The 18,256-nt window shown below is 42.8% G+C and carries 28 protein-coding genes and 1 pseudogene; 18 read left to right on the top strand and 11 right to left on the bottom strand.

Features of this window, described 5'->3' with window-relative positions; all coding sequences use genetic code 11:
• The first annotated feature begins 5 nt into the window (after positions 1-5).
• Positions 6-1,052, top strand: a complete 1,047-nt coding sequence (locus KKZ03_RS20900; protein ID WP_243218673.1) for a phage portal protein — start codon at positions 6-8, stop codon at positions 1,050-1,052.
• 29 nt (positions 1,053-1,081) lie between these two features.
• On the top strand, positions 1,082-1,360 hold the full coding sequence (locus KKZ03_RS20895) for an ogr/Delta-like zinc finger family protein (protein WP_243218672.1): 279 nt from the start codon (positions 1,082-1,084) through the stop codon (positions 1,358-1,360).
• Here the strand turns inward: KKZ03_RS20895 and KKZ03_RS20890 are convergent.
• Together KKZ03_RS20890 and KKZ03_RS20885 are read right to left on the bottom strand one after the other, a co-directional pair.
• Entirely contained in the window at positions 1,357-1,587 is a 231-nt protein-coding gene (locus tag KKZ03_RS20890) for a hypothetical protein (RefSeq protein ID WP_243218671.1), read from the bottom strand. The two genes, KKZ03_RS20895 and KKZ03_RS20890, sit on opposite strands and share 4 nt — an antisense overlap.
• Positions 1,584-2,138 carry a BRO family protein gene (locus KKZ03_RS20885; protein ID WP_243218670.1) on the bottom strand — a complete coding sequence of 185 codons (555 nt, stop codon included), beginning with the start codon at positions 2,136-2,138 and terminating at the stop codon, positions 1,584-1,586. Before KKZ03_RS20885 ends, KKZ03_RS20890 begins: the two co-directional genes overlap by 4 nt.
• A gap of 309 nt (positions 2,139-2,447) precedes the next feature.
• Here KKZ03_RS20885 and KKZ03_RS20880 point away from each other — a divergent pair, with 309 nt between their 5' ends.
• Both KKZ03_RS20880 and KKZ03_RS20875 read left to right on the top strand, forming a co-directional pair.
• Entirely contained in the window at positions 2,448-2,747 is a 300-nt protein-coding gene (locus KKZ03_RS20880; protein ID WP_243218669.1) for a BrnT family toxin, read from the top strand.
• Positions 2,713-3,018, top strand: coding sequence for a BrnA antitoxin family protein (locus KKZ03_RS20875; protein WP_243218668.1), 306 nt, complete (start codon positions 2,713-2,715; stop codon positions 3,016-3,018). Before KKZ03_RS20880 ends, KKZ03_RS20875 begins: the two co-directional genes overlap by 35 nt.
• A 93-nt stretch (positions 3,019-3,111) precedes the next feature.
• Here the strand turns inward: KKZ03_RS20875 and KKZ03_RS20870 are convergent, their stop codons facing one another.
• The 9 genes from KKZ03_RS20870 to KKZ03_RS20830 form a co-directional block, all read right to left on the bottom strand.
• Entirely contained in the window at positions 3,112-3,447 is a 336-nt protein-coding gene (locus tag KKZ03_RS20870; protein ID WP_243218667.1) for a hypothetical protein, read from the bottom strand.
• Between the two features lie 89 nt (positions 3,448-3,536).
• Complete coding sequence (locus tag KKZ03_RS20865; RefSeq protein ID WP_243218666.1) at positions 3,537-3,740, bottom strand: hypothetical protein; 204 nt, start codon at positions 3,738-3,740, stop codon at positions 3,537-3,539.
• Between the two features lie 8 nt (positions 3,741-3,748).
• Positions 3,749-6,403: a toprim domain-containing protein gene (locus KKZ03_RS20860; protein ID WP_243218665.1), complete on the bottom strand. Its 2,655-nt coding sequence runs from the start codon at positions 6,401-6,403 to the stop codon at positions 3,749-3,751.
• Complete coding sequence (locus KKZ03_RS20855) at positions 6,400-6,588, bottom strand: hypothetical protein (RefSeq protein ID WP_243218664.1); 189 nt, start codon at positions 6,586-6,588, stop codon at positions 6,400-6,402. Before KKZ03_RS20855 ends, KKZ03_RS20860 begins: the two co-directional genes overlap by 4 nt.
• A complete protein-coding gene (locus KKZ03_RS20850) occupies positions 6,566-6,946 on the bottom strand; it encodes a hypothetical protein (protein ID WP_243218663.1) in 381 nt (126 codons plus the stop codon). The genes KKZ03_RS20855 and KKZ03_RS20850 overlap by 23 nt, the downstream gene beginning before the upstream one ends.
• A complete protein-coding gene (locus KKZ03_RS20845) occupies positions 6,943-7,326 on the bottom strand; it encodes a BRO family protein (RefSeq protein WP_243218662.1) in 384 nt (127 codons plus the stop codon). Before KKZ03_RS20845 ends, KKZ03_RS20850 begins: the two co-directional genes overlap by 4 nt.
• A 143-nt stretch (positions 7,327-7,469) precedes the next feature.
• The gene (locus tag KKZ03_RS20840) at positions 7,470-8,024 is read right to left on the bottom strand and encodes a hypothetical protein (protein WP_243218661.1); all 555 of its coding nucleotides are present in this window, start codon (positions 8,022-8,024) and stop codon (positions 7,470-7,472) included.
• Between the two features lie 39 nt (positions 8,025-8,063).
• A complete protein-coding gene (locus tag KKZ03_RS20835) occupies positions 8,064-8,642 on the bottom strand; it encodes an ORF6N domain-containing protein (RefSeq protein ID WP_243218660.1) in 579 nt (192 codons plus the stop codon).
• Positions 8,643-8,703: 61 nt separating this feature from the next.
• Positions 8,704-8,895 carry a hypothetical protein gene (locus KKZ03_RS20830; RefSeq protein ID WP_243218659.1) on the bottom strand — a complete coding sequence of 64 codons (192 nt, stop codon included), beginning with the start codon at positions 8,893-8,895 and terminating at the stop codon, positions 8,704-8,706.
• Positions 8,896-8,963: 68 nt separating this feature from the next.
• On the opposite strand from KKZ03_RS20830, the gene KKZ03_RS20825 reads away from it, so the two are divergent.
• The 14 genes and pseudogenes from KKZ03_RS20825 to KKZ03_RS20760 all read left to right on the top strand — a co-directional run bounded on the left by KKZ03_RS20825 (position 8,964) and on the right by KKZ03_RS20760 (position 18,162).
• The gene (locus KKZ03_RS20825) at positions 8,964-9,488 is read left to right on the top strand and encodes a helix-turn-helix transcriptional regulator (protein ID WP_243218658.1); all 525 of its coding nucleotides are present in this window, start codon (positions 8,964-8,966) and stop codon (positions 9,486-9,488) included.
• Between the two features lie 468 nt (positions 9,489-9,956).
• A complete protein-coding gene (locus tag KKZ03_RS20820; RefSeq protein WP_243218657.1) occupies positions 9,957-10,940 on the top strand; it encodes a tyrosine-type recombinase/integrase in 984 nt (327 codons plus the stop codon).
• Between the two features lie 401 nt (positions 10,941-11,341).
• The gene (locus KKZ03_RS20815; protein WP_243218656.1) at positions 11,342-12,601 is read left to right on the top strand and encodes an integrase arm-type DNA-binding domain-containing protein; all 1,260 of its coding nucleotides are present in this window, start codon (positions 11,342-11,344) and stop codon (positions 12,599-12,601) included.
• Between the two features lie 73 nt (positions 12,602-12,674).
• On the top strand, positions 12,675-12,863 hold the full coding sequence (locus KKZ03_RS20810; RefSeq protein WP_243218655.1) for a hypothetical protein: 189 nt from the start codon (positions 12,675-12,677) through the stop codon (positions 12,861-12,863).
• A gap of 25 nt (positions 12,864-12,888) precedes the next feature.
• Positions 12,889-14,414, top strand: a pseudogene (locus KKZ03_RS20805) (IS3 family transposase).
• Between the two features lie 230 nt (positions 14,415-14,644).
• Positions 14,645-14,833, top strand: coding sequence for a type II toxin-antitoxin system RelE/ParE family toxin (locus tag KKZ03_RS20800; RefSeq protein WP_371744914.1), 189 nt, complete (start codon positions 14,645-14,647; stop codon positions 14,831-14,833).
• A 110-nt stretch (positions 14,834-14,943) separates the two neighbouring features.
• On the top strand, positions 14,944-15,399 hold the full coding sequence (locus KKZ03_RS20795) for a hypothetical protein (protein WP_243218654.1): 456 nt from the start codon (positions 14,944-14,946) through the stop codon (positions 15,397-15,399).
• A gap of 87 nt (positions 15,400-15,486) precedes the next feature.
• On the top strand, positions 15,487-15,723 hold the full coding sequence (locus KKZ03_RS20790; protein ID WP_243218653.1) for an AlpA family transcriptional regulator: 237 nt from the start codon (positions 15,487-15,489) through the stop codon (positions 15,721-15,723).
• The gene (locus KKZ03_RS20785) at positions 15,720-16,406 is read left to right on the top strand and encodes a Rha family transcriptional regulator (protein WP_243218652.1); all 687 of its coding nucleotides are present in this window, start codon (positions 15,720-15,722) and stop codon (positions 16,404-16,406) included. The genes KKZ03_RS20790 and KKZ03_RS20785 overlap by 4 nt, the downstream gene beginning before the upstream one ends.
• Positions 16,403-16,774: a hypothetical protein gene (locus tag KKZ03_RS20780; RefSeq protein ID WP_243218651.1), complete on the top strand. Its 372-nt coding sequence runs from the start codon at positions 16,403-16,405 to the stop codon at positions 16,772-16,774. Before KKZ03_RS20785 ends, KKZ03_RS20780 begins: the two co-directional genes overlap by 4 nt.
• On the top strand, positions 16,771-17,148 hold the full coding sequence (locus KKZ03_RS20775) for a hypothetical protein (RefSeq protein WP_243218650.1): 378 nt from the start codon (positions 16,771-16,773) through the stop codon (positions 17,146-17,148). Before KKZ03_RS20780 ends, KKZ03_RS20775 begins: the two co-directional genes overlap by 4 nt.
• Complete coding sequence (locus KKZ03_RS20770; RefSeq protein ID WP_243218649.1) at positions 17,145-17,465, top strand: hypothetical protein; 321 nt, start codon at positions 17,145-17,147, stop codon at positions 17,463-17,465. Before KKZ03_RS20775 ends, KKZ03_RS20770 begins: the two co-directional genes overlap by 4 nt.
• Complete coding sequence (locus KKZ03_RS20765; protein ID WP_243218648.1) at positions 17,462-17,806, top strand: hypothetical protein; 345 nt, start codon at positions 17,462-17,464, stop codon at positions 17,804-17,806. Before KKZ03_RS20770 ends, KKZ03_RS20765 begins: the two co-directional genes overlap by 4 nt.
• Complete coding sequence (locus KKZ03_RS20760) at positions 17,803-18,162, top strand: hypothetical protein (protein ID WP_243218647.1); 360 nt, start codon at positions 17,803-17,805, stop codon at positions 18,160-18,162. Before KKZ03_RS20765 ends, KKZ03_RS20760 begins: the two co-directional genes overlap by 4 nt.
• Positions 18,163-18,256 lie beyond the last annotated feature (94 nt).

Genomic DNA, 18,256 nt, shown 5'->3' with positions numbered 1-18,256 from the left:
ACATTATGATTAATCGATTAAACAGCTATCAAGGCAAACAATTGGCGGCTACTGTGCCAAGTAAAGCCCATGCCTTTACCTTTGGTGATCCTGAGCCGATATTAACCAGTAATACAACCGATTATTTAGGTACCTATCTGGATATTTCCGGCGATTATTACCGGCCGCCAATTTGCTTTACCGGCATGGCCAACCTGATGGGAGCCAATCCCTATCACGGTACCATTCTGCATTTTAAGAAGAACATGATCTTAAAATGGTTTCAACCATCGGCCTTGTTAAGTCGTAATGACATGAAGATAAGCGCCTTAAATTATGTCGTAACGGGTAATTGTTATTTGCAAAAGCTGACAAACCGCTTTGGTAAAGTGACTCAGTTAAAAAGCTTGCCAGCCTTGACCATGCGTCGAGCAAAACAACCGGATAGTTATATAAAACTGTTATCGTCATTGGATAAAACTGATTTTTTAACCAACAAAATAGAGTTTAAACCCGGTGAGGTCATTCATTTAATGGAGCCGGAACTTAAACAATCCATCTATGGACTGCCGGAGTACTTGGGCGGTATACAATCAGCCCTGCTTAGCGAAGAGGCCACGTTGTTTCATCGCAAGTATTACATTAACGGCGCGCACATGGGTTATATATTGGTCACCAATGACGCTGATCTTGATGATGAAGATGCAAAAAAAATTAGCCAACAGGTATCTCAGTCGAAAGGCCCGGGCAATTTTCGTTCATTATATTTAAATATCGGTAAATCCTCTGCGAAAGAGCCAGTACAAATTATTCCCGTTGGCGATATCGGTACCAAGGACGAATTTGAGAAGATTAAAAATATTACCGAACGGGAAATGCTCTCAATGCACCGTATGCAGCCCGGGTTGTCGGGGATTATTCCACAAAATGTGGCGGGGTTCGGTGATTTGGAAAAAGTAATGCGGGTTTATCATGAATTGGAAATAAGCGCCATGCAGCAACATTTTTTAGCGTTGAATGAACTGCTTGGTGAAGAAGTGGTTAAATTTAATACGCCAGTATGGACGGTGTAAGCTTATGATTACTCTAAGGGTTTGATATAATGGCAAAAACCCCTTGGAGAAAGCGAATGCGTGTTGTTTGTCCTCATTGTAAAAGTAAATCCTTGATTACCTCGACTAATCAACTCAGTGATGCAGTCAAAGATTTATACTGTATCTGTACTAATGCCAAAGACTGTGGCGCATCGTTCGTATTTACCTTAGCTTACAAGCACGACCTCAACCCGCCGCAAAGAACCACGCTACAAATCGCCGCAACCCTGATTAACAACCTGCAGCCGGAACAACGTAAACGATTGCAGGTTGATATGTTTGGTTAAACCAACAGACTTAAGCGTTGCTGACTGCTTTTCAGCTCACATAGCAACAGGCCAAACAGCCGATCAACATGAGTCGCGCTGAGTTCTTCGCCATCGTCAATTGACGCGGCCACGCCGGAAGTCGCCACCGATAACGCACCGATAATACCTTCCAACCGATCTACTTCACCACGCAAGCCGCTTTTACGGATGGCGTCCATTTGTGCGTGACGCGCTTGATGGTTCATGCTTCACCGCCTTCAGTGCTAAACAAATCCAGCTGATCGAGTTGCTGACTGATCAGCTTAAGTTCAGGCATCGGATGACCGGCCATGTTGCAGAGATTACGCAAGGGATTAACCAGCAGCTGATAGGTAAAGGCGTTTTTGGTGGCGGTCAGTTGCTCGGTGAGTTGGGAAATCTGCTTAATGACGGCCAGATAATCTTTGGGCGGCAATACGCCATAAAAACCATGCTTGCGGATAGCTGGCAGGACTTCGCTTAACACCCAGTTGGAAAACTCTTTGGCTTTGGGTTTGTTGGAGCGGAAGATCAGAAAAAACAGACCGGCTTCGTTGATGAAATTGGTATCCTTTTCGCCATAGCTGGTGCGGAGTTTCAGCATAAGCTTCCAGTCTTCAGGCATGTTTTCAAGGGTGCTTCCGTTCCAAGTAATGTCTAAAACTTCACAGACATCTTTGGCGCAAAACCACACATCATTGTTGTCATCGACAGCGGTACGCACATCAAGTGCTTCAAACTGAAAAGGGTTGGCGAGGGTTTTTAATTGAGTGTTCATGGTATATCTCCGTTGAAAATTAATAACCCGGCGATATGAGACCACACATGGCGCCGGACTGAACAGGTTGGTCTACCGGCTCAACGAAACCGGTCAGCCTTGCGGCTGCCTGCCCAGTCCGACAGAATGAAGGAGCTGGAGCGCTGCGCATAAAAAAACCGCTTGAAGGCGGTTGTGCGCCATTGAGTTACCGAGAGACCAATCCCGACACTGGATGAGCCAGTGCGTGATTAGGTTAATCGGTTGGTTTGTCTTTGTCAATAAAAAAACGGCTTGCTGTATTAAATAGTTGCATATACAATTATTAACATGAAAACAAAACTTACTTGGGATGATACTAAACGGCAATCGAACCTTAGCAAACACGGGCTTGATTTCGCCGATGCCGGGGAAGTCCTTGAATCGCGTTATCGTTTTGATGTCAGGGTAATACGGAATGGAGAGCAGCGCCTTCAGTCCTTTTCGTATGTAATGAACCGGTTGGCAGTTTTGTCACTGGTGCATTTGGATCGTAACAACACGGTGCGGGTCGTCAGCTTTCGGACGGCAAGCCAATTAGAATCGGAGATGTATTATGAATGGCTCGAAAACAAATTTAATGAATCGTGAACAAATTCTTGATGCCATGAAAACACCCCCATCTGATGGGTATTACGTTTGGGATGGTGTTAATGAAGATGACCGCCCGGCGACTATGGAAGAATTACGCGCCGGTATTGCCTTGTCGCGTAGCCGTGGCCGTCCAGTCGGTTCCGATAAAACACAGATTGCCTTACGTGTTGATAAGTGTGTGCTGGAGGCTTTCCGATCAACCGGAAAGGGCTGGCAAACCCGCATGAACGAAGCCTTAAAAGAATGGCTTAAAGAACATGCGGTATAGGGCTATTTAAGCGGGCTATTTAATTTCTAGGGTATCCGTAAAAGCGCATGGAATTTACTAAGGATTATTTTTTCTGTGCTGTATGGAATTTTCCTACCCGCAGCAAGATAAGGTACAGTCACAGTCTGAATTAGTAGAGAACTCTGACTCGTGAACTCTGCAATCGCTATCATGAGCGTGGCCTATTTTGCAGCATCCACAAAGGCACGGATTATCCGGCATTCTATTAATGATTGTTTTAACTGCATAAATAACATCATCAATTTCAAATTCACGAACATCCATTCCTAAAGCACCAACAACGCGGTGAATTCCAACCTCCCATCGATCCTTTCTAACTATTTTTCCATCAGATCTAAACTCGTAATCTTTTGGATCTGCATTGCGAAACTCAGGAATTCTAAAATCTATCTCAGTAACTTCATTCATATCAATTCCACACAAATTTACGGTTTAACGCTATCAATATGATCAATTATTTAACGCTGTTTCCACACGGTTTTTCGGATACCCAATTTCTATTCTGCCGTTTCAAAGATTGTTTTTTCATCGTTACGCATTTCTTTTACAGCGGCATGTAACGCTGCGATGGTTGGGTACCTTCCTATTAAATTCCATCCACCGGTAGTGTTGTTCACTGTTATTGTTTTGTTGAGTTTGCTTGCTCTCATTATGCGAAACCCGGCCTTGATCAATTTATTTCTGTCTGAACTATCCATCATTTATCTCCTTAACGTTTAAAAATCCAACACCGGATTGTCCGGCCTTCAAGCCTTGACCGTATGGGTTCATTGCGTAAATACTGGCGTTTTTGGCTGGCTATCAAATGACGTCGTAATAATTTATCGTCGATGACTTCGATTTTATGTTCTCGGCACATCTGACCGAAGTGAACCAGGTTAACGGCGACTTCAATATCCGGATTATTACTGTGATTGATCTGGTTTTCAGCCAATGCCGTATCACCATTGGGTAGATAAAACGGCTTTGAATTAAGGTAATCAAAGGTTGCCCAAAATTGTTGAACGATAGGATGTTCTTCGTTTAATGATTCTTGACGGGTTTCAGCCATCACGATCAGGGCTCGGTGTACGTCAGCAATAGTGGCATCCGATACCGGCAATACTAATGACAGGCAATCAGCAAACGCCATTATTTTGGCGTGGTTCTCGATAATACGTTGTAACTTTATTTTAGTATTGCCTTGCAGCGCTTGCTTGTGATGATTAAATCGCTCGTCAAAGCGTTTCAAAATAGCCTCGGCACGTTGTACGCTATGCAGTAAAAAACCGGACACATCCAGCGTGGGTAACATATTCAAACGGTCTGAGGCATGTTTACCGGCGAGTGAATGGTGGGTACGATCAAATTGCAAATGCACAATACGACTCATGATTGCTTCTGAAGCAGCTACCGGAATATTCTGAACGATCATTAATGCCGCTTTAAATACCGGCTTTTTGGTACTGTTATCTTGTGATTTAACACCGGTAACGCGACCAAACTCACCGTCGAAAAGATCTTTTTGCTCATCCCAATTAAAGGCTTTCATGTGCCGATCTTCGGCGACTTTTTCATTATCAGTTTCGTTAAACACGACGGGCAGGTTGGATACTTCGGCCATCTTGCGGGTGCGACCTGCCAATGTAGAACTGTTCGGGTTAAAGGACTCACCCTCACGGCCCAACAGTTTCCACAAAAAATCGACCATGTCTGATTTACCGGAGCCAGCTTCACCAACGACTTCAAAGAAGGGATAACTACGATGATTTTCGCGGACTTGCTCAACTACTAACGTACCCAACCACCAACTTAATGCGACCATACCACCAATGCCAAAGGCCGATTGGTAATCCGGAAGAAAATCGGCAACTAATTTGGTATTGAGTTTTTGTTTGATATCGACGGTGGTTTTAATACCGGTTTTTTTCAACTGAAAAAAGGATTCCTTGTTTAATTTAATCAACTGCCCGGCTTCAACAGCATGATCAAGATATACATAGGCGCCGGTATTGCTATCGTAACCGACATAATCCAACGTTTTAACGATCTTGGGGATACGCCCCATCCATTGTTGATACATAGTGTCCAGCTCCTTAGTCGTACCGGTAAATAGTGCTGAAGGGGTTTTATGCATGATGGCTTTTTTAAAGTCACCGGCCCCGCCAAAAGTTTTGCCACCAAACGGCAGCTGCACTTCAGCAGCATGATTACTAAAATTAAATCTGAAAAAATACTGCCCGTCTTCACCGTTATCCGGTTGCTGAAAATACAAGAAATCCATTTTAAATGTAGCAATTTCTTTTATCTTTGTCGCATGGGTAAAGGCTTGGCGCTCGGCTTTTAAGCCGGTTTCCGGGCTGGTTTCAAGAATCTTTGCTTTGGATTTTTCAAATTCGTTTACATCAATTGAAAATGAATAAGTGCTGTTACCAAACAAATACACAAAGTAGGTCGTTTTTTTGTTGTATTTCCACTGTGCCAGGGCTTTTTCAACATGATTTTTTGCCAACTCAAGGCGACCAAGATAGCGATAGTGCAACATGTCTTTTTCGCTCAATTTCTGCGCTTTGTGCAGATCATTCCAGTCTGATTTTTCCTCTATGTCACTCGATAAGGCTGCTCCGACCTGTTCGCCCATTTCCCGCAGTTTATGCACATGCTTTTTCATACATCGACGGCCGGTGGCATCATTATCCAGAGCAATAACCCACTTTATATGTTTTCCCAGGTACGGCTTGATAGATTCAGAGGGAAAAGTACCACTGGACATAATTGCAACGGCTTTAACCCCGGCAAGATTTAAGGCAATGGCATCAAGAATGCCTTCACACCAGTAAACTTCGTCATTGTCGGCAATAGTAAACCCCGGTGGTTGCCACCAATGACCGCGAAAATGACCTTTAAAATTTTTGTTGCGGGTTTCCTGACTGCCATCATCACCGGTGATAATCACGTCATCAATCAGGCGCTCCCACATCATGGTGCGTTCACTATCCAGATAAAACCGCACGGTAGCCGTACCCCGATTACCGGTTGGATGCCAGTATTTGCCTTGTTCATACCATCCCGCTATTAACGTAGGATTTATACCACGTAGTAACTGCAGGTACACATCAGCGGTTTGATGTGGGTTAGCTTCTGTTGCCGGATAAGTTTTATTTAAGTTGGCAAATAGTTCAGGAAACAAATCTTTGCTGGTTGCCTGCCAAGTGCATTCATTGGTACGGTTACATTGCACCATGCCTGGCTTGGCTATCCACGTCCACAAGGTTTTCTTGCCACAAGCAGGACACACCCCCTCACGGAGGTGATCACCACGGGTTTTAAACTGAAACTCATTGATCAGGCGGGTAATGATCTGAGGGTTAAGGTCAATCATCATTTAACCACCTGCATCATATTACGGTAGCTGTACATCCGGGCAGTTTCAATTTGCTGATCAGTTGGATGGGTATAATTACCGGTCATTTGGGTAACGTTACTGATAAACCGGTTTAATTGCACAGGGCTAACAACAGGTGAGTACTGCCTAAGCCAACCTTTATCACTCTTGGCTTGGTGACACATGGCCGCTCTCCTTGGCTAATATCGCTCTTACTTCGATTGCCAGATCCCATAAGGCATCATCATTCCATCCGGAAATATGCCTGACATGCAATATCTGATGAAACAGGCGGAAACCTTCGGCATCCAGATTAATCAATTTACCCAGGGACAAATTAAAGGGCTTGTCGGTAAAATAAACGCTTAAATAAGCCTGCCCTAAAAATTGTCCAGACCAGCCCCCTGCTTTTATACGACGCAATAAGGTGTCCTGCTCCAAAGGCATCGGGGTAATACCGCGTTGTTCGTTTTGTTGGGCAATCGACTCGGATAATCTTGCTTTACGGGCGGGTGATAAGGTTATTGGTTGTGATGGCTTCATAAATCACCGCCGACAAAAACCTTAAACTCTATGTCATAGGCTTCACAATAGCCGGTACGCCATATTTCCGGCAAGACTTCACCGCAGACCCATTTTGAAAAGGTTTCAGCATTGGGTTTATTTGAACGCAGAACCAGTCTAAACAGACCACTGGTATTAATAAAAACGGCATCTTTGTCGCCAGTAACTGTGTTAAGTTTTAACATGGTTACCCAGTCTTCAGGGATGTTTTGAAGGGTTGGACCTGACCAAGTTATTTCAAGAATTAAGCAAACATCTTTGGCGCAAAACCAGACTTGATGTTGATCATCAATAGCAGTACGAACATTCTGCTCAACAAACTGAAACGGGTTTACCAGGGTATTTAATAACGGATTCATGAATGACTCCTTTGCGTGTAGTTTAAACCACCAAAAAACAGCTTAAATAGGTATTTGCACGTATTTTAAAGTGTTTAAATATTGACGATAATGTAAAAACCACCCTTTTTTAGGGTGGTTGCCAATCAGCTCCTAGGAGTTTTTTAGTTTAAGTCTTCCAGGTCGGTTTGATCGGGCTTCTTTCCCAGTAGCTTTATGTCAATGGAGGCGCGGCCTAAATAACTGTCTATGTCTGCCAGCTCGGCTAAGAGGCCTTGTTGGGTGAATTTGTCATAGCATTTTTCTAAGTCGTTGAGCAGGGTACGGCGGTATTTTTTGAGTTCGAGTTGCTGTTTGAAGGTGATTTCTTCGGGGCAAAAAGCATAATGGTGCACGAATTTGGCAATGGATATTTTCATCGCCTGCGCTTTAGGTTGGCTTGATTCCATGACGATCAGTAAAAATCCCATCGGATCATAGACAAAAGTTTGGTAATTTTTACCGTCAGTACCCGTCAATCTGACGGGTACTGAATACTCTTCAATGTACAAATTACGCTCCAGCATTTTGTCTACCGCTTTTTGAGGGTCACTGTATTCCAGAAATTCACCCACTGCTTTGCGGGTGATATGGGGAATGCCGTCGATTAAAACGGTTTCTGATAGTTCGATGTCGCTGTAAACGAATGGGGCTACAGGGTACAGGGCGTTATTTTTCATGGTTTCTCTTTTTTTTGAGTTATAAAGATTTTTTAGTGGTTAGGAGTCCAAGGTTTTAACATTAAATCCAGGTAGTGACTGCTGACGGTAATCTTTGCCGACCAGTTTAAAGTCGGGGGCAGGGATACCGGCAATGGCGCAACGGTCTTGCAGTTCGCCCCAGAGCAGTTTTAATGACAGGGCATCTTTAATGGTCGGCAATTGCTGGGCAATGGCAGAAATGCGCTGCCGGTTTTTATCCCAGTCGGAAAACTTGAATTCGACCGGATCAACTTTGCTACGGAAATAACCGCGTACTAATTCTTTTTGGATGGTCCAGGCTAAATTGTCTGTGAAACTTTTTACCAACAATAAATAGCCGGATTCGGTGATTAAAGTTCCGCTGTTTGACTTGGGTTCAAAACCGAATTTTTCCCATATCAGCGTCCGAAAATCGGACGCTGATAATGAAAAATAGTCTTCGTTTTCGACGAAATATTGTTTGTTATCGTTGAACCTTTTTCGTGCGGTATTTTCAGGCCGACCGTGAATTTTATCGATCAGTTTGAACGGTAACACGCGCAATTGGGCGAATTGTATTTCTGGGACTTCAACGTCATTAATGATGATATTAAACATGTATAGCTCCTTTTTTTAGGTGGTAAAGACAGTTTTAAATAATGGTTTTAAATGTTTAAAATCAGTCACTAACAACTTTATTACCACGCACATTAACGCTGTAATCTTGTTTCAACGAGCTATGGATCATCTTTCGTAACTGCGAGGTCAACAGAAGGTTTTCAGTTAAGGCAATCTCGTTAACTTTATCCATGACACTGGAGTGCAAAGAGATGGTTAGTTTTTTTAAAGGGGGTGATTTGGGCTTTGCCATTGTTTTTCCTATATAATTGCGTGCTTAAGAATGCATTAATCTATAAAACACCTTGTCAGGAGTGCTTTGTGAAAACAATAACACGCGGTAAAATTAAGTCAACAAATAAATCTCCTGAAATAGAGAGATTAATTGAGTTTTTAAACTCTAGGAACATGAAGGCCGCAGATTTAGCGGCTACTATCGATTCTGCAGAGCGCACAATAACTAATCACATATGGAATGACACTCCACTTGGGGGGCAGATATTGCGGGAACTACTCCTTGTTCATGGGGTATCTATTAATTGGCTGGTATCTGGAGTAGGCAGCATGTATGTCAAAGACTCCCAGGTTAGGGAGGATGACTATGCTAATAATAAAGATGAGGAAGATCGGTATAAACCGTTAATGAAACATTTTGACACCACGGATCTAAATACCTTACAGGATTTCTGGTGGCTGACGGCCAAGTCAATTGAGCAGTCGTTAATGCAATCTGGTGCAGAACCGGGAGCAGACTATTCAAGAATGGATCTGTATACGCTCGCCCAACCGTTTGTGCTAGAGCGGTTTAAAACAGCCAATATGGATGTATCTGTTTACGGCGAGTAGCCGCAACACTTGCCGATTAAACAGATATATTTATTTTTTTTCAGGATACCCCACCGGAAAAGCGTAACATCTGTAACGCTTTTTTTTATAGCTTATTTTTATTGTTAATTTTCAATGCTTTATAACACCTTGTTAATACTGTTTCTATTGTGATATTTATGTAACATGGCGTAACACGGCTTTTGCTTATATACGCTACAAACCTTTGTCAGCGTGGTGTGTGGGGATTTTAAAACGGTGTGACAGGATGTGATAAATGTGTGACATAAAGGCGTGACATTGTTACGGTGATGTTACTTATTTGTTACCTGTTTAATGTGTCTTTTTTAACCTTTAACCTTATGATTATATTAATATTATTATGATTATTTTTTTTATGTCACGTTTGTTACACTTTTCCGAGGGGGTCTTTAAAAAAAAAGTAAGCCAAGACCACGCGCATACATACGCATGCGTAAGGTTCTATAAGTGTCTGTAAAAGTTACTAAAAGCGGTAAGTGGCAAGTGGAAATCGACAGGAAGGATATTCCAAGAATTAGAAAGTCGTTTGCTGTCAAGGTCGATGCTGAAATATTTGAACGTGAGTACCTGACCAAACATCTGGCCATACAGAAAACATCAACTGATCTTCGCACGCTGAAAGAGTTGGTTGATTTGTGGTTTCGGTATCATGGAATTAATTTATCAAATAACGAACGGGTTCATGCGACCTTATTGGTCATGGCCACAGAACTTGATAATCCACGGGCCGATAGTTTATCGGCAGAGAAATTTGTTAATTATCGATTTAAAAGACTTGAATCGGGAATGAGTAGCAAGACTTTTAATAATCATCATGGCTATTTATCAGCCATGTACAACAAGCTAAAGAAATTAAAGGTTATTGATTACGATAATCCGATTATTGATATCGATTTCTTAAAAATACAGGAACGGCAACTGTCATATTTATCGGTCAATCAAATAACTACACTATTGACTGCAATAAAATCCGGTTGTATTAACCAGTCTACCTGGTATGTAGTGCAAATCTGTCTAAGAACCGGTGCCCGATGGGGAGAAGCAGAACGGCTGTGTGTTAAGCAGCTGCATAACAACTCTATAACCTATGAGTTTACCAAATCAAAGCGCACCCGCACCATTCCGCTGGATAATCTGTTTTATAAACAGCTATTGGCATTTGTCGGCGACAAGAACCCGGATGACAGGATTTTTATCAACTGCATTGGTGCTTTTAGAAGATCCCTACCAAGAGCTGACTTAATTCTTCAAAAAGGGCAGTGCACTCATATTCTGAGACATTCATTTGCCAGTCATTTTATTATGAATGGTGGCAATATATTGTCTCTGCAAAAAATTCTTGGCCATGCCGATATCAGTATGACGATGCGATACGCCCATCTTGCCCCCGGGCACTTAATGGATGCCATTAAATTAAATCCGGTAGCCTGATCGTTCAGTTTCTGCTTTTTTTTGCCTTTGGCCATCACTAAAAATTGGCGGTAAAGTGGCGGTGATTACCGCCAAAAACCGCCAGTTACCACCACTAAAAAACACCATCAAATATATAAGTCATTGAAATTAATAGGTAAATATTTTAAATTATTTGTAAGCGAAGGGTTCAATTCCCCCCGCCTCCACCAAACACCGATTCAACAAGATTCAAAGCAGTACAGAAACCCGCAAGTCATAAGGCTTAGCGGGTTTTTTATTGTCCAACGAAATGCAATGAAATGCAGTAACAGTCGACAATTTATGCAGTAAGATTTACAGTAACCCTACTTTTACAGTAACTAAAATTAAAAGTTACTGCATTTGAGGAAATCTACTGTATTACTTCAAGGGGTTACTGCATGGCTAAAGAAATTCTAAAAGACGTTACTATTCGCAACGCAAAAGCCACCGACAAAGACCAGCGCCTAAATGATGGTGAAGGGCTTTACATCATTATTAAATCCAATGGCGCTAAATGGTGGAGATTCGACTATACCTTTGCTGGCAAGCGTAAAACTTTATCAGTAGGGGTTTATCCTGCCACTGGATTAGGCGATGCCAGACGCAAGGCCGAAACAACACGCGCCAATGTTTCAAACGGTATCGACCCCAGCAACACACGAAAAGAAACAAAAGTAGCTCAACAAGTAGCCAAAGAAAATGAAAGCCGCCTTGATGCAGGGCTAACCATCATCAATAGCTTTGAACATATCGCCCGTGAATGGGGAGAAAAGAAAATTGATACCTGGGCGGATAAAAGCAACCGTTCCAGACGGATGCTTGAAAGAAATATATTTCCATGGCTGGGTAGTAAGGCCATAACTGATATTTTGCCCATGGATATTTTGATATGCTTAAGGCTGATTGAAGATCGAGGCACTATTGAAACCGCACACAGAACCTTACAATTATGCGGGCAGGTTTTCCGGTACGCAGTTGCAACAGGTAGAATTGATAGAGATATAACGCCGGATTTACGCGGAGCATTGGCGCCGGCCAAAGGTGGTAATTTTGCATCTATTACAGACCCGAAAGAAGCCGCCCTACTATTACGAGCAATAGATGATTATACCGGCTCTTTTATCGTTAAATCCGCTTTACAGCTTGCGCCTTTGGTATTTGTTCGCCCTGGTGAGTTGAGGCGAGCCGAATGGGAGCATGTCGACCTTGACGCTAAAGAATGGCGTTATCTGGTAACCAAAACACAAACCCCTCACATCGTCCCATTATCCAAACAAGCCATTGAGATTTTAACCAACTTGCGCCCGCTTACCGGCAATGGGCGCTTTGTGTTTCCATCCGCAAGAACTCCAAACGGCTCAAGGGCAATGTCAGACGTTGCATTGTTGGCAGCATTACGGCGTATGGGCTTTGATAAAACAGAAATGACAGTACACGGATTTAGGGCAATGGCCAGAACCATACTTGATGAAGTGCTGGGCTTTCGACCTGATTTTATAGAGCATCAACTAGCCCACGCGGTAAGAGATGCAAACGGACGCAGTTATAACCGAACCTCACATTTACCAGAACGACATAAGATGATGCAATCATGGAGTGATTATCTGGACGGGTTAAAGAATGGCGCTCAAGTGATCCCGTTTAAAAAGATCGTGTAAATGTAGTATTTTGGCGCTGGTTGTTCAAGCAAGTATAATGAAGTTTAATAGAGTGCAAAAAAGGGCTTATGGTATGGCAACATTAGAACTGGATAATGAAACTACTATATTGCTGGCTGAGATGGCAGAAAATGAGCATACAACACCGGCTAGGTTAGCCAATAGACTGTTAGTTGAATGTCTTGAAGATTGGCAAGATGCACGGGCAGCGGATAAGGCGCTTACCCCCCTGCGTCAGAATAGTTGTCGCCTCAACTTTTAAGAAAAAATAAAATTTGAGAGTAGAAATGAAAAAATATAAAAGGTATTCAGTAGGCTTCAGAGAGCAGGCCCTGGTAAAAGTATACAATCGTAGTAATGACCAATCAGTTCAGTCCGTCGCAAACGAATTGAATATCCATTTAACAACCTTGAAGGCTTGGATGAAACAGAAGGAACAGGACGTCAAACTTGCACCGCTAAAATCAAAGCGTCCCGAAGATTGGAGCTCTGAAGAACGCTTTACTGCTTTACAAAAAACCTATAATTTGATCGGTGAAGACTTAAATGCCTGGTGTCGTGAACGCGGCGTTTTTATTCATCAGTTGGAACAATGGAAAGCTGATTTCTGCCGCCAGGATGACTTAGTAGACAAGCGTGAAGAAGCGCGGGTCCTGCGTATATTGAAAGAAGAAGTCCAAAGCCTTGAGCGCAATTTATTGCGTAAAGACAAAGCCTTAGCAGAAGCCGCAGCGCTGTTGGTACTGCAAAAAAAGTTCCGGGCGCTCTTGGGGGGAGAGGTCGAATGACTGGCCACGAAGAGCGCGAACAAGTGATTGCTTTACTTAATGAATCAGTAACTGCGGGAGCACGTCAAGCTAAAGCCTGTGAAGTATTAGGACTTAGTGAGCGTACCTTACAACGCTGGCAGACAGGTGAGACGATTCACTGCGATCAACGCCCCTTGCGTGACTATCAACCGCCACACAAACTAACAGCAATCGAGCGTGCCGAGGTGCTGATCGTCGCTAATTCAGATGAATTTGGTCATCTGCCACCGAGTCAGATCGTGCCACGACTGGCCGACCAAGGTAGCTATCTGGCGTCTGAGTCGACCTTCTATCGCATCCTGCGCGAGGAAAAACAGCTTACCCATCGGCGTAGCGAACGTCCGGCTCAAACACGAACAAAGCCACGCGCGGCATGTGCTACAGCACCTAATCAACTGTACAGTTGGGACATTACTTATCTGCCATCACTGATCCGTGGACAGTTTTTCTATCTGTATCTATTTGTTGATATTTTCAGCCGAAAGATCGTCGGTTGGCAGGTGTATGAAGAAGAAAACAGCGCCTTGGCTGGCGAATTGTTACGTGATCTCTGTCATCGTGAAGGGATACAGGCAGAACAGCTTATCCTGCATTCTGACAACGGCAGTCCGATGAAGGGATCGACTATGCTGGCGACCTTGCAACAACTGGGTGTCATGCCTTCGTTTAGTCGGCCATCGGTTAGCAACGATAATCCGTACTCAGAATCGTTGTTTAAGACCTTGAAATATCGTCCTAACTATCCGCTAAAGCCGTTCGCCGATGTTACGGAAGCGCGTCAGTGGGTCACAAGCTTAGTGGAATGGTACAACCATGAGCATCGTCACAGCGCTATTCGGTTTATTACTCCAGCGCAACGCCATGAAGGCTTGGACGACAAGCTTCTGGATAACCGTAAAGTCGTCTACGAAGCAGCACGTGCTAAACATCCGCAACGCTGGACTGGAAGTTCCCGTAATTGGGAAAAAATCCAGACAGCCCACCTTAACCCAGACAAGGTCTAAACAAAAAAATGCTACCAAGGAAGTGATTATTTAGAAAACAAACCAGAGTAAGATTTAACCGTCGAGGCGACAACTACATTGACAATTACCGCTTACCGAGTTGGAGCAAGGGGAGGATGCCGTTATTAGCCTTGAAGAGTTGGAGCGCCAACTAGATGGAATGGCGCATTGAACTTAAAGTCAAGACAGCCCATGCCATTAATAAACTTGATATACAGCATTGAGAACGCATCCACGAATTTTTAAAAAAACTATCAACTCAAAGTAACCCACGCGCCACAGGTAAAGCCTTTCAAGGTCAACTTGCTGGATATTGGCGTTACCGTGTCGGTGATTATCGGTTAATTTGTCAGATCAAAGACGATGAGCTAATTATTTTGATAATCGAAATCGGACACCGTAAAAATATTTACCACTAACACAGCGGAAACCCTAATTAACCGGATAGGCTTAGCGGCTTACAAGTTGGCTTCATCCTCCAGTTTCCGGTTATTCCTTTTTGGATGGCTTACACTTTGATGGAGTGTTAATGGATACTGAAGATATATTTGAATACGGTAGGTCGCCATATTTTGACGAATATTGCACTCGTATCCGTAATGGAACGGCAACAGACATGGAGCACAAAGAGTTCTATATGATATTAATGCAACGTTTTTGTATAAATGTTTATGATGAAAAACCTGTTGAGCCTTGGATTTTAGTAGCTTTTGCCAATGCTTTTACAAAAATTCTTGCGGGAGGTGACTGGAATGATGAAATTACTTTGCCGTGGATACCAATGACCCCATTAAGAAAACAAGCCGATGAAAGGAATCTACATATATATTGTGAAATTCAAAATATCATTAATAAAACTCTAAAACATAATTCATTAGAAAAACCAAAGATAACGAAATTAATAGAAGACTCAGCAGACAAGCATAATTGTTCTTATGAAATAGCCCGCGAGGCTTACTACAAATATAAGAAAAAACTTTCTTAAAATAACATTCAAAAACAAGAAAGAAAAATACTCTAAACAACTAGATAATTTAACCATGTTTAATAAGCACTATAGGAGTGTATCAACATGGTTAAAACAATTCATCAACTCCCAGAATCGGGATATTTACGCTTACCCCAAATCATTGGCAACCCAAAGGCCATACCACCTACACCTCCACTTATCCCAATATGCAGAAGCTCATGGCTTAATGGCGTTAAAACGGGAAAATACCCAAAACCAGTAAAACTGGGAGAGCGAACAACCGCTTGGAAGGTTGAGGACATAAGAGCCTTAATTGGTCAATTGGGCGGCGCACAATGAACAATGTTATAGCTTTAACCGAGAAAAAGAACGAGGCCAGAGTAGATAGTCGCTTAATGGCTAAAAATCTTGGCATTACTCATGGTGCTGTTTTAAAAACCATTGATTCATACCTTGATGCTTTTAAAAATATTAACCCACTCAGATTTGAAATCGATGTGGTTAAGCGTAAACAAGGCGGCGGTACTCCAACTCGTTATGCTTTGCTTAGTGAAGATCAAAGTTATTTGTTACTGACATTTTCGCGCAACACTAAGCGAGTGGTTGAGTTAAAAATCAACCTGGTGCAAGCCTTCGGAAGATTTAGACGTGACCAAAAAACCGCTGTTGATTACCTGCCTTTTTATCATGACTTACACGATGCCATTAAAGCCCTAACGTCATATGCTCAAGTTAATGGCAGTACCACCGAAGCCCGTATTTACCACCTGAATTACAACAATCTAATCAACAAAGCTTGTGGCATTGCCGGAAGCCAACGACAACATCTTGCAGTTAATACCCGTGTTAACGTTACCAACGCCACCGCCGCCGTGATTGCCGCCATTAAGCGCGGTATTGATTCAGAAGTTCATTACCTTGAAATTTATCAAATGGCTAAAGCAGCGACCAGGGCGGCTGTTTATATCGGTAACGATAACGCACTAACTCAGGTTTATTTAAAAGCGGGGCCGTCTTTATGATTACTATTACAGACCAAACCACCAAGCCAAGCCGACTTAAGCGCAGACAAAAAAGGCGCTGGAAGATTAGCGATTTAATCAAATCAGGATTGACAGATTGTTACATGGCGGCTATTCTTACCGCACTGTCACCCCATGTGACGGTCGGGATTCGAACACCGAACAAGGCCGCAAGAGGCCACTATCAAACGTGGTTTTTTTGTACCCATCAAAAACACATCTCTATTTTGTTATGGTGGGATGTATTGAGCAGACCCTTAAAAGTCTGGCCGCGCCTTGGCGGTAGTTCGAACTTGATACATTCCACCGCCCAACGTTTCGAACCAATGGGCGGCGGCTTATCCCTTCTACAAGGACTATCCGCATGAACAATACAAACATCCCTGCTCAAACCGAGCAATCATTCAACATAAACAGCCGTAAAAAAATGTCACTTGATGACATTATCAAACAACAAAATCAGCAAAGAGGCTTGGAGCCATTAGCCTTAGAACCTGAATTATTGCTTAAACGTATTGCTGATGGTGGTCACTCAGGGCAGTTTTTAGCCGATGCCTTTATTAGTGCTTACCGGACACAAGAAACCTTTGCTCATAGTTTAGGCGAACTTATCAAACTGGATGCTGAAGCCTTTAGACTATTCCACGAAGTTATTCATATCCGCCATATTAGAGGCTGGAGTGATGACAACCTATACCAGATCGAGCAACAGGTCATTGCTATTACTGGCGGTGCAAAATGAACGCATCTACCCAAACCGCTCAAGATACAGAGCAACAGCCCACATTCAATCCTGATTTTAGCCACCGCCTTGATGTTGATTACACTGCCATTTGTACAAGGCAATTATGTGAAACCGTTGACCTGATGGTAATGCGTTCTAAAGCCGTGCTGTCCATAATTACAGATTTACACCAAGAGGCGCATATCAACCAGTTAAACACAGAGTCGATAAGCTGGGCTTTAAAGTCGGTTATGTTAGAACTTGATGATATATGTGCGGTTGTAGAAATACATCACGATGCTGTTAACCATAAAGCCACGGTCGGTGCAGAATGAACGCGCCTACCAAAACCGCTCAAGTTGAGCAATGCCAAGTAACTCGCTTAAATGTTGATTTTAGTCACAGACTAGGCGATTTTGTAACTCTTCAATTCAAGATAAATAGCACCAGTAATTTAGTAGATGCAGTTAATTCTATGACTGACAGGGCTGATTCTATGTTGACCATGTTGGAATCTCAATTTATAGGCGATGAGGATTGCAGACTTAATGACAGTATTGTTTATAACGTGATTGAATCAGCTATAAAAGAGATACAAGATATTCGTAGCGTCGTTAATGCGTTCCATCAAGCCGATTTTCTGGCAAAACAAAACAGCACTGGCGGTGTGAAATGAACGCGTCCACCCCATCTTATCAAGTCGAGCAACACCAAACTACCCGCTTAAATATTAATTTTTCCCACAGCTTACCGGATCAGTTTGTTGATTTTGATATGAGCAGCCCACATGAATTATCTGACGCTGTAAATCAATCCACCGATAGAGCAGCCGGAATTTTACATATGCTGGCAGATAGGTTTATAGGCGCTATTGAAGATTGCCGCCTTAGTGATGGTGTTATGTATCACGTGATTATGGCCGCTATTCGAGAGATCGAGGACGTTAACAGCATCGTTAATGCCTTTAGTGATGCTGCAATCCTTAAGGAAATCGCAGACGTTAAGCAGAACGAACAAAACAATCAGGCATAAAAAAACCGACTAATCACTCACAATTAGCCGGTTCTTTGCAATCATACCACCACAACCCAAGATCATTATAGACGATGGTGATGTGATTGCAATC

The organism is Methylobacter sp. S3L5C, assembly GCF_022788635.1.
Lineage (GTDB): Bacteria > Pseudomonadota > Gammaproteobacteria > Methylococcales > Methylomonadaceae > Methylobacter_C.
Note: the sequence above shows the minus strand (reverse complement) of the source record. Positions and strands in the feature narration are given on the sequence as shown.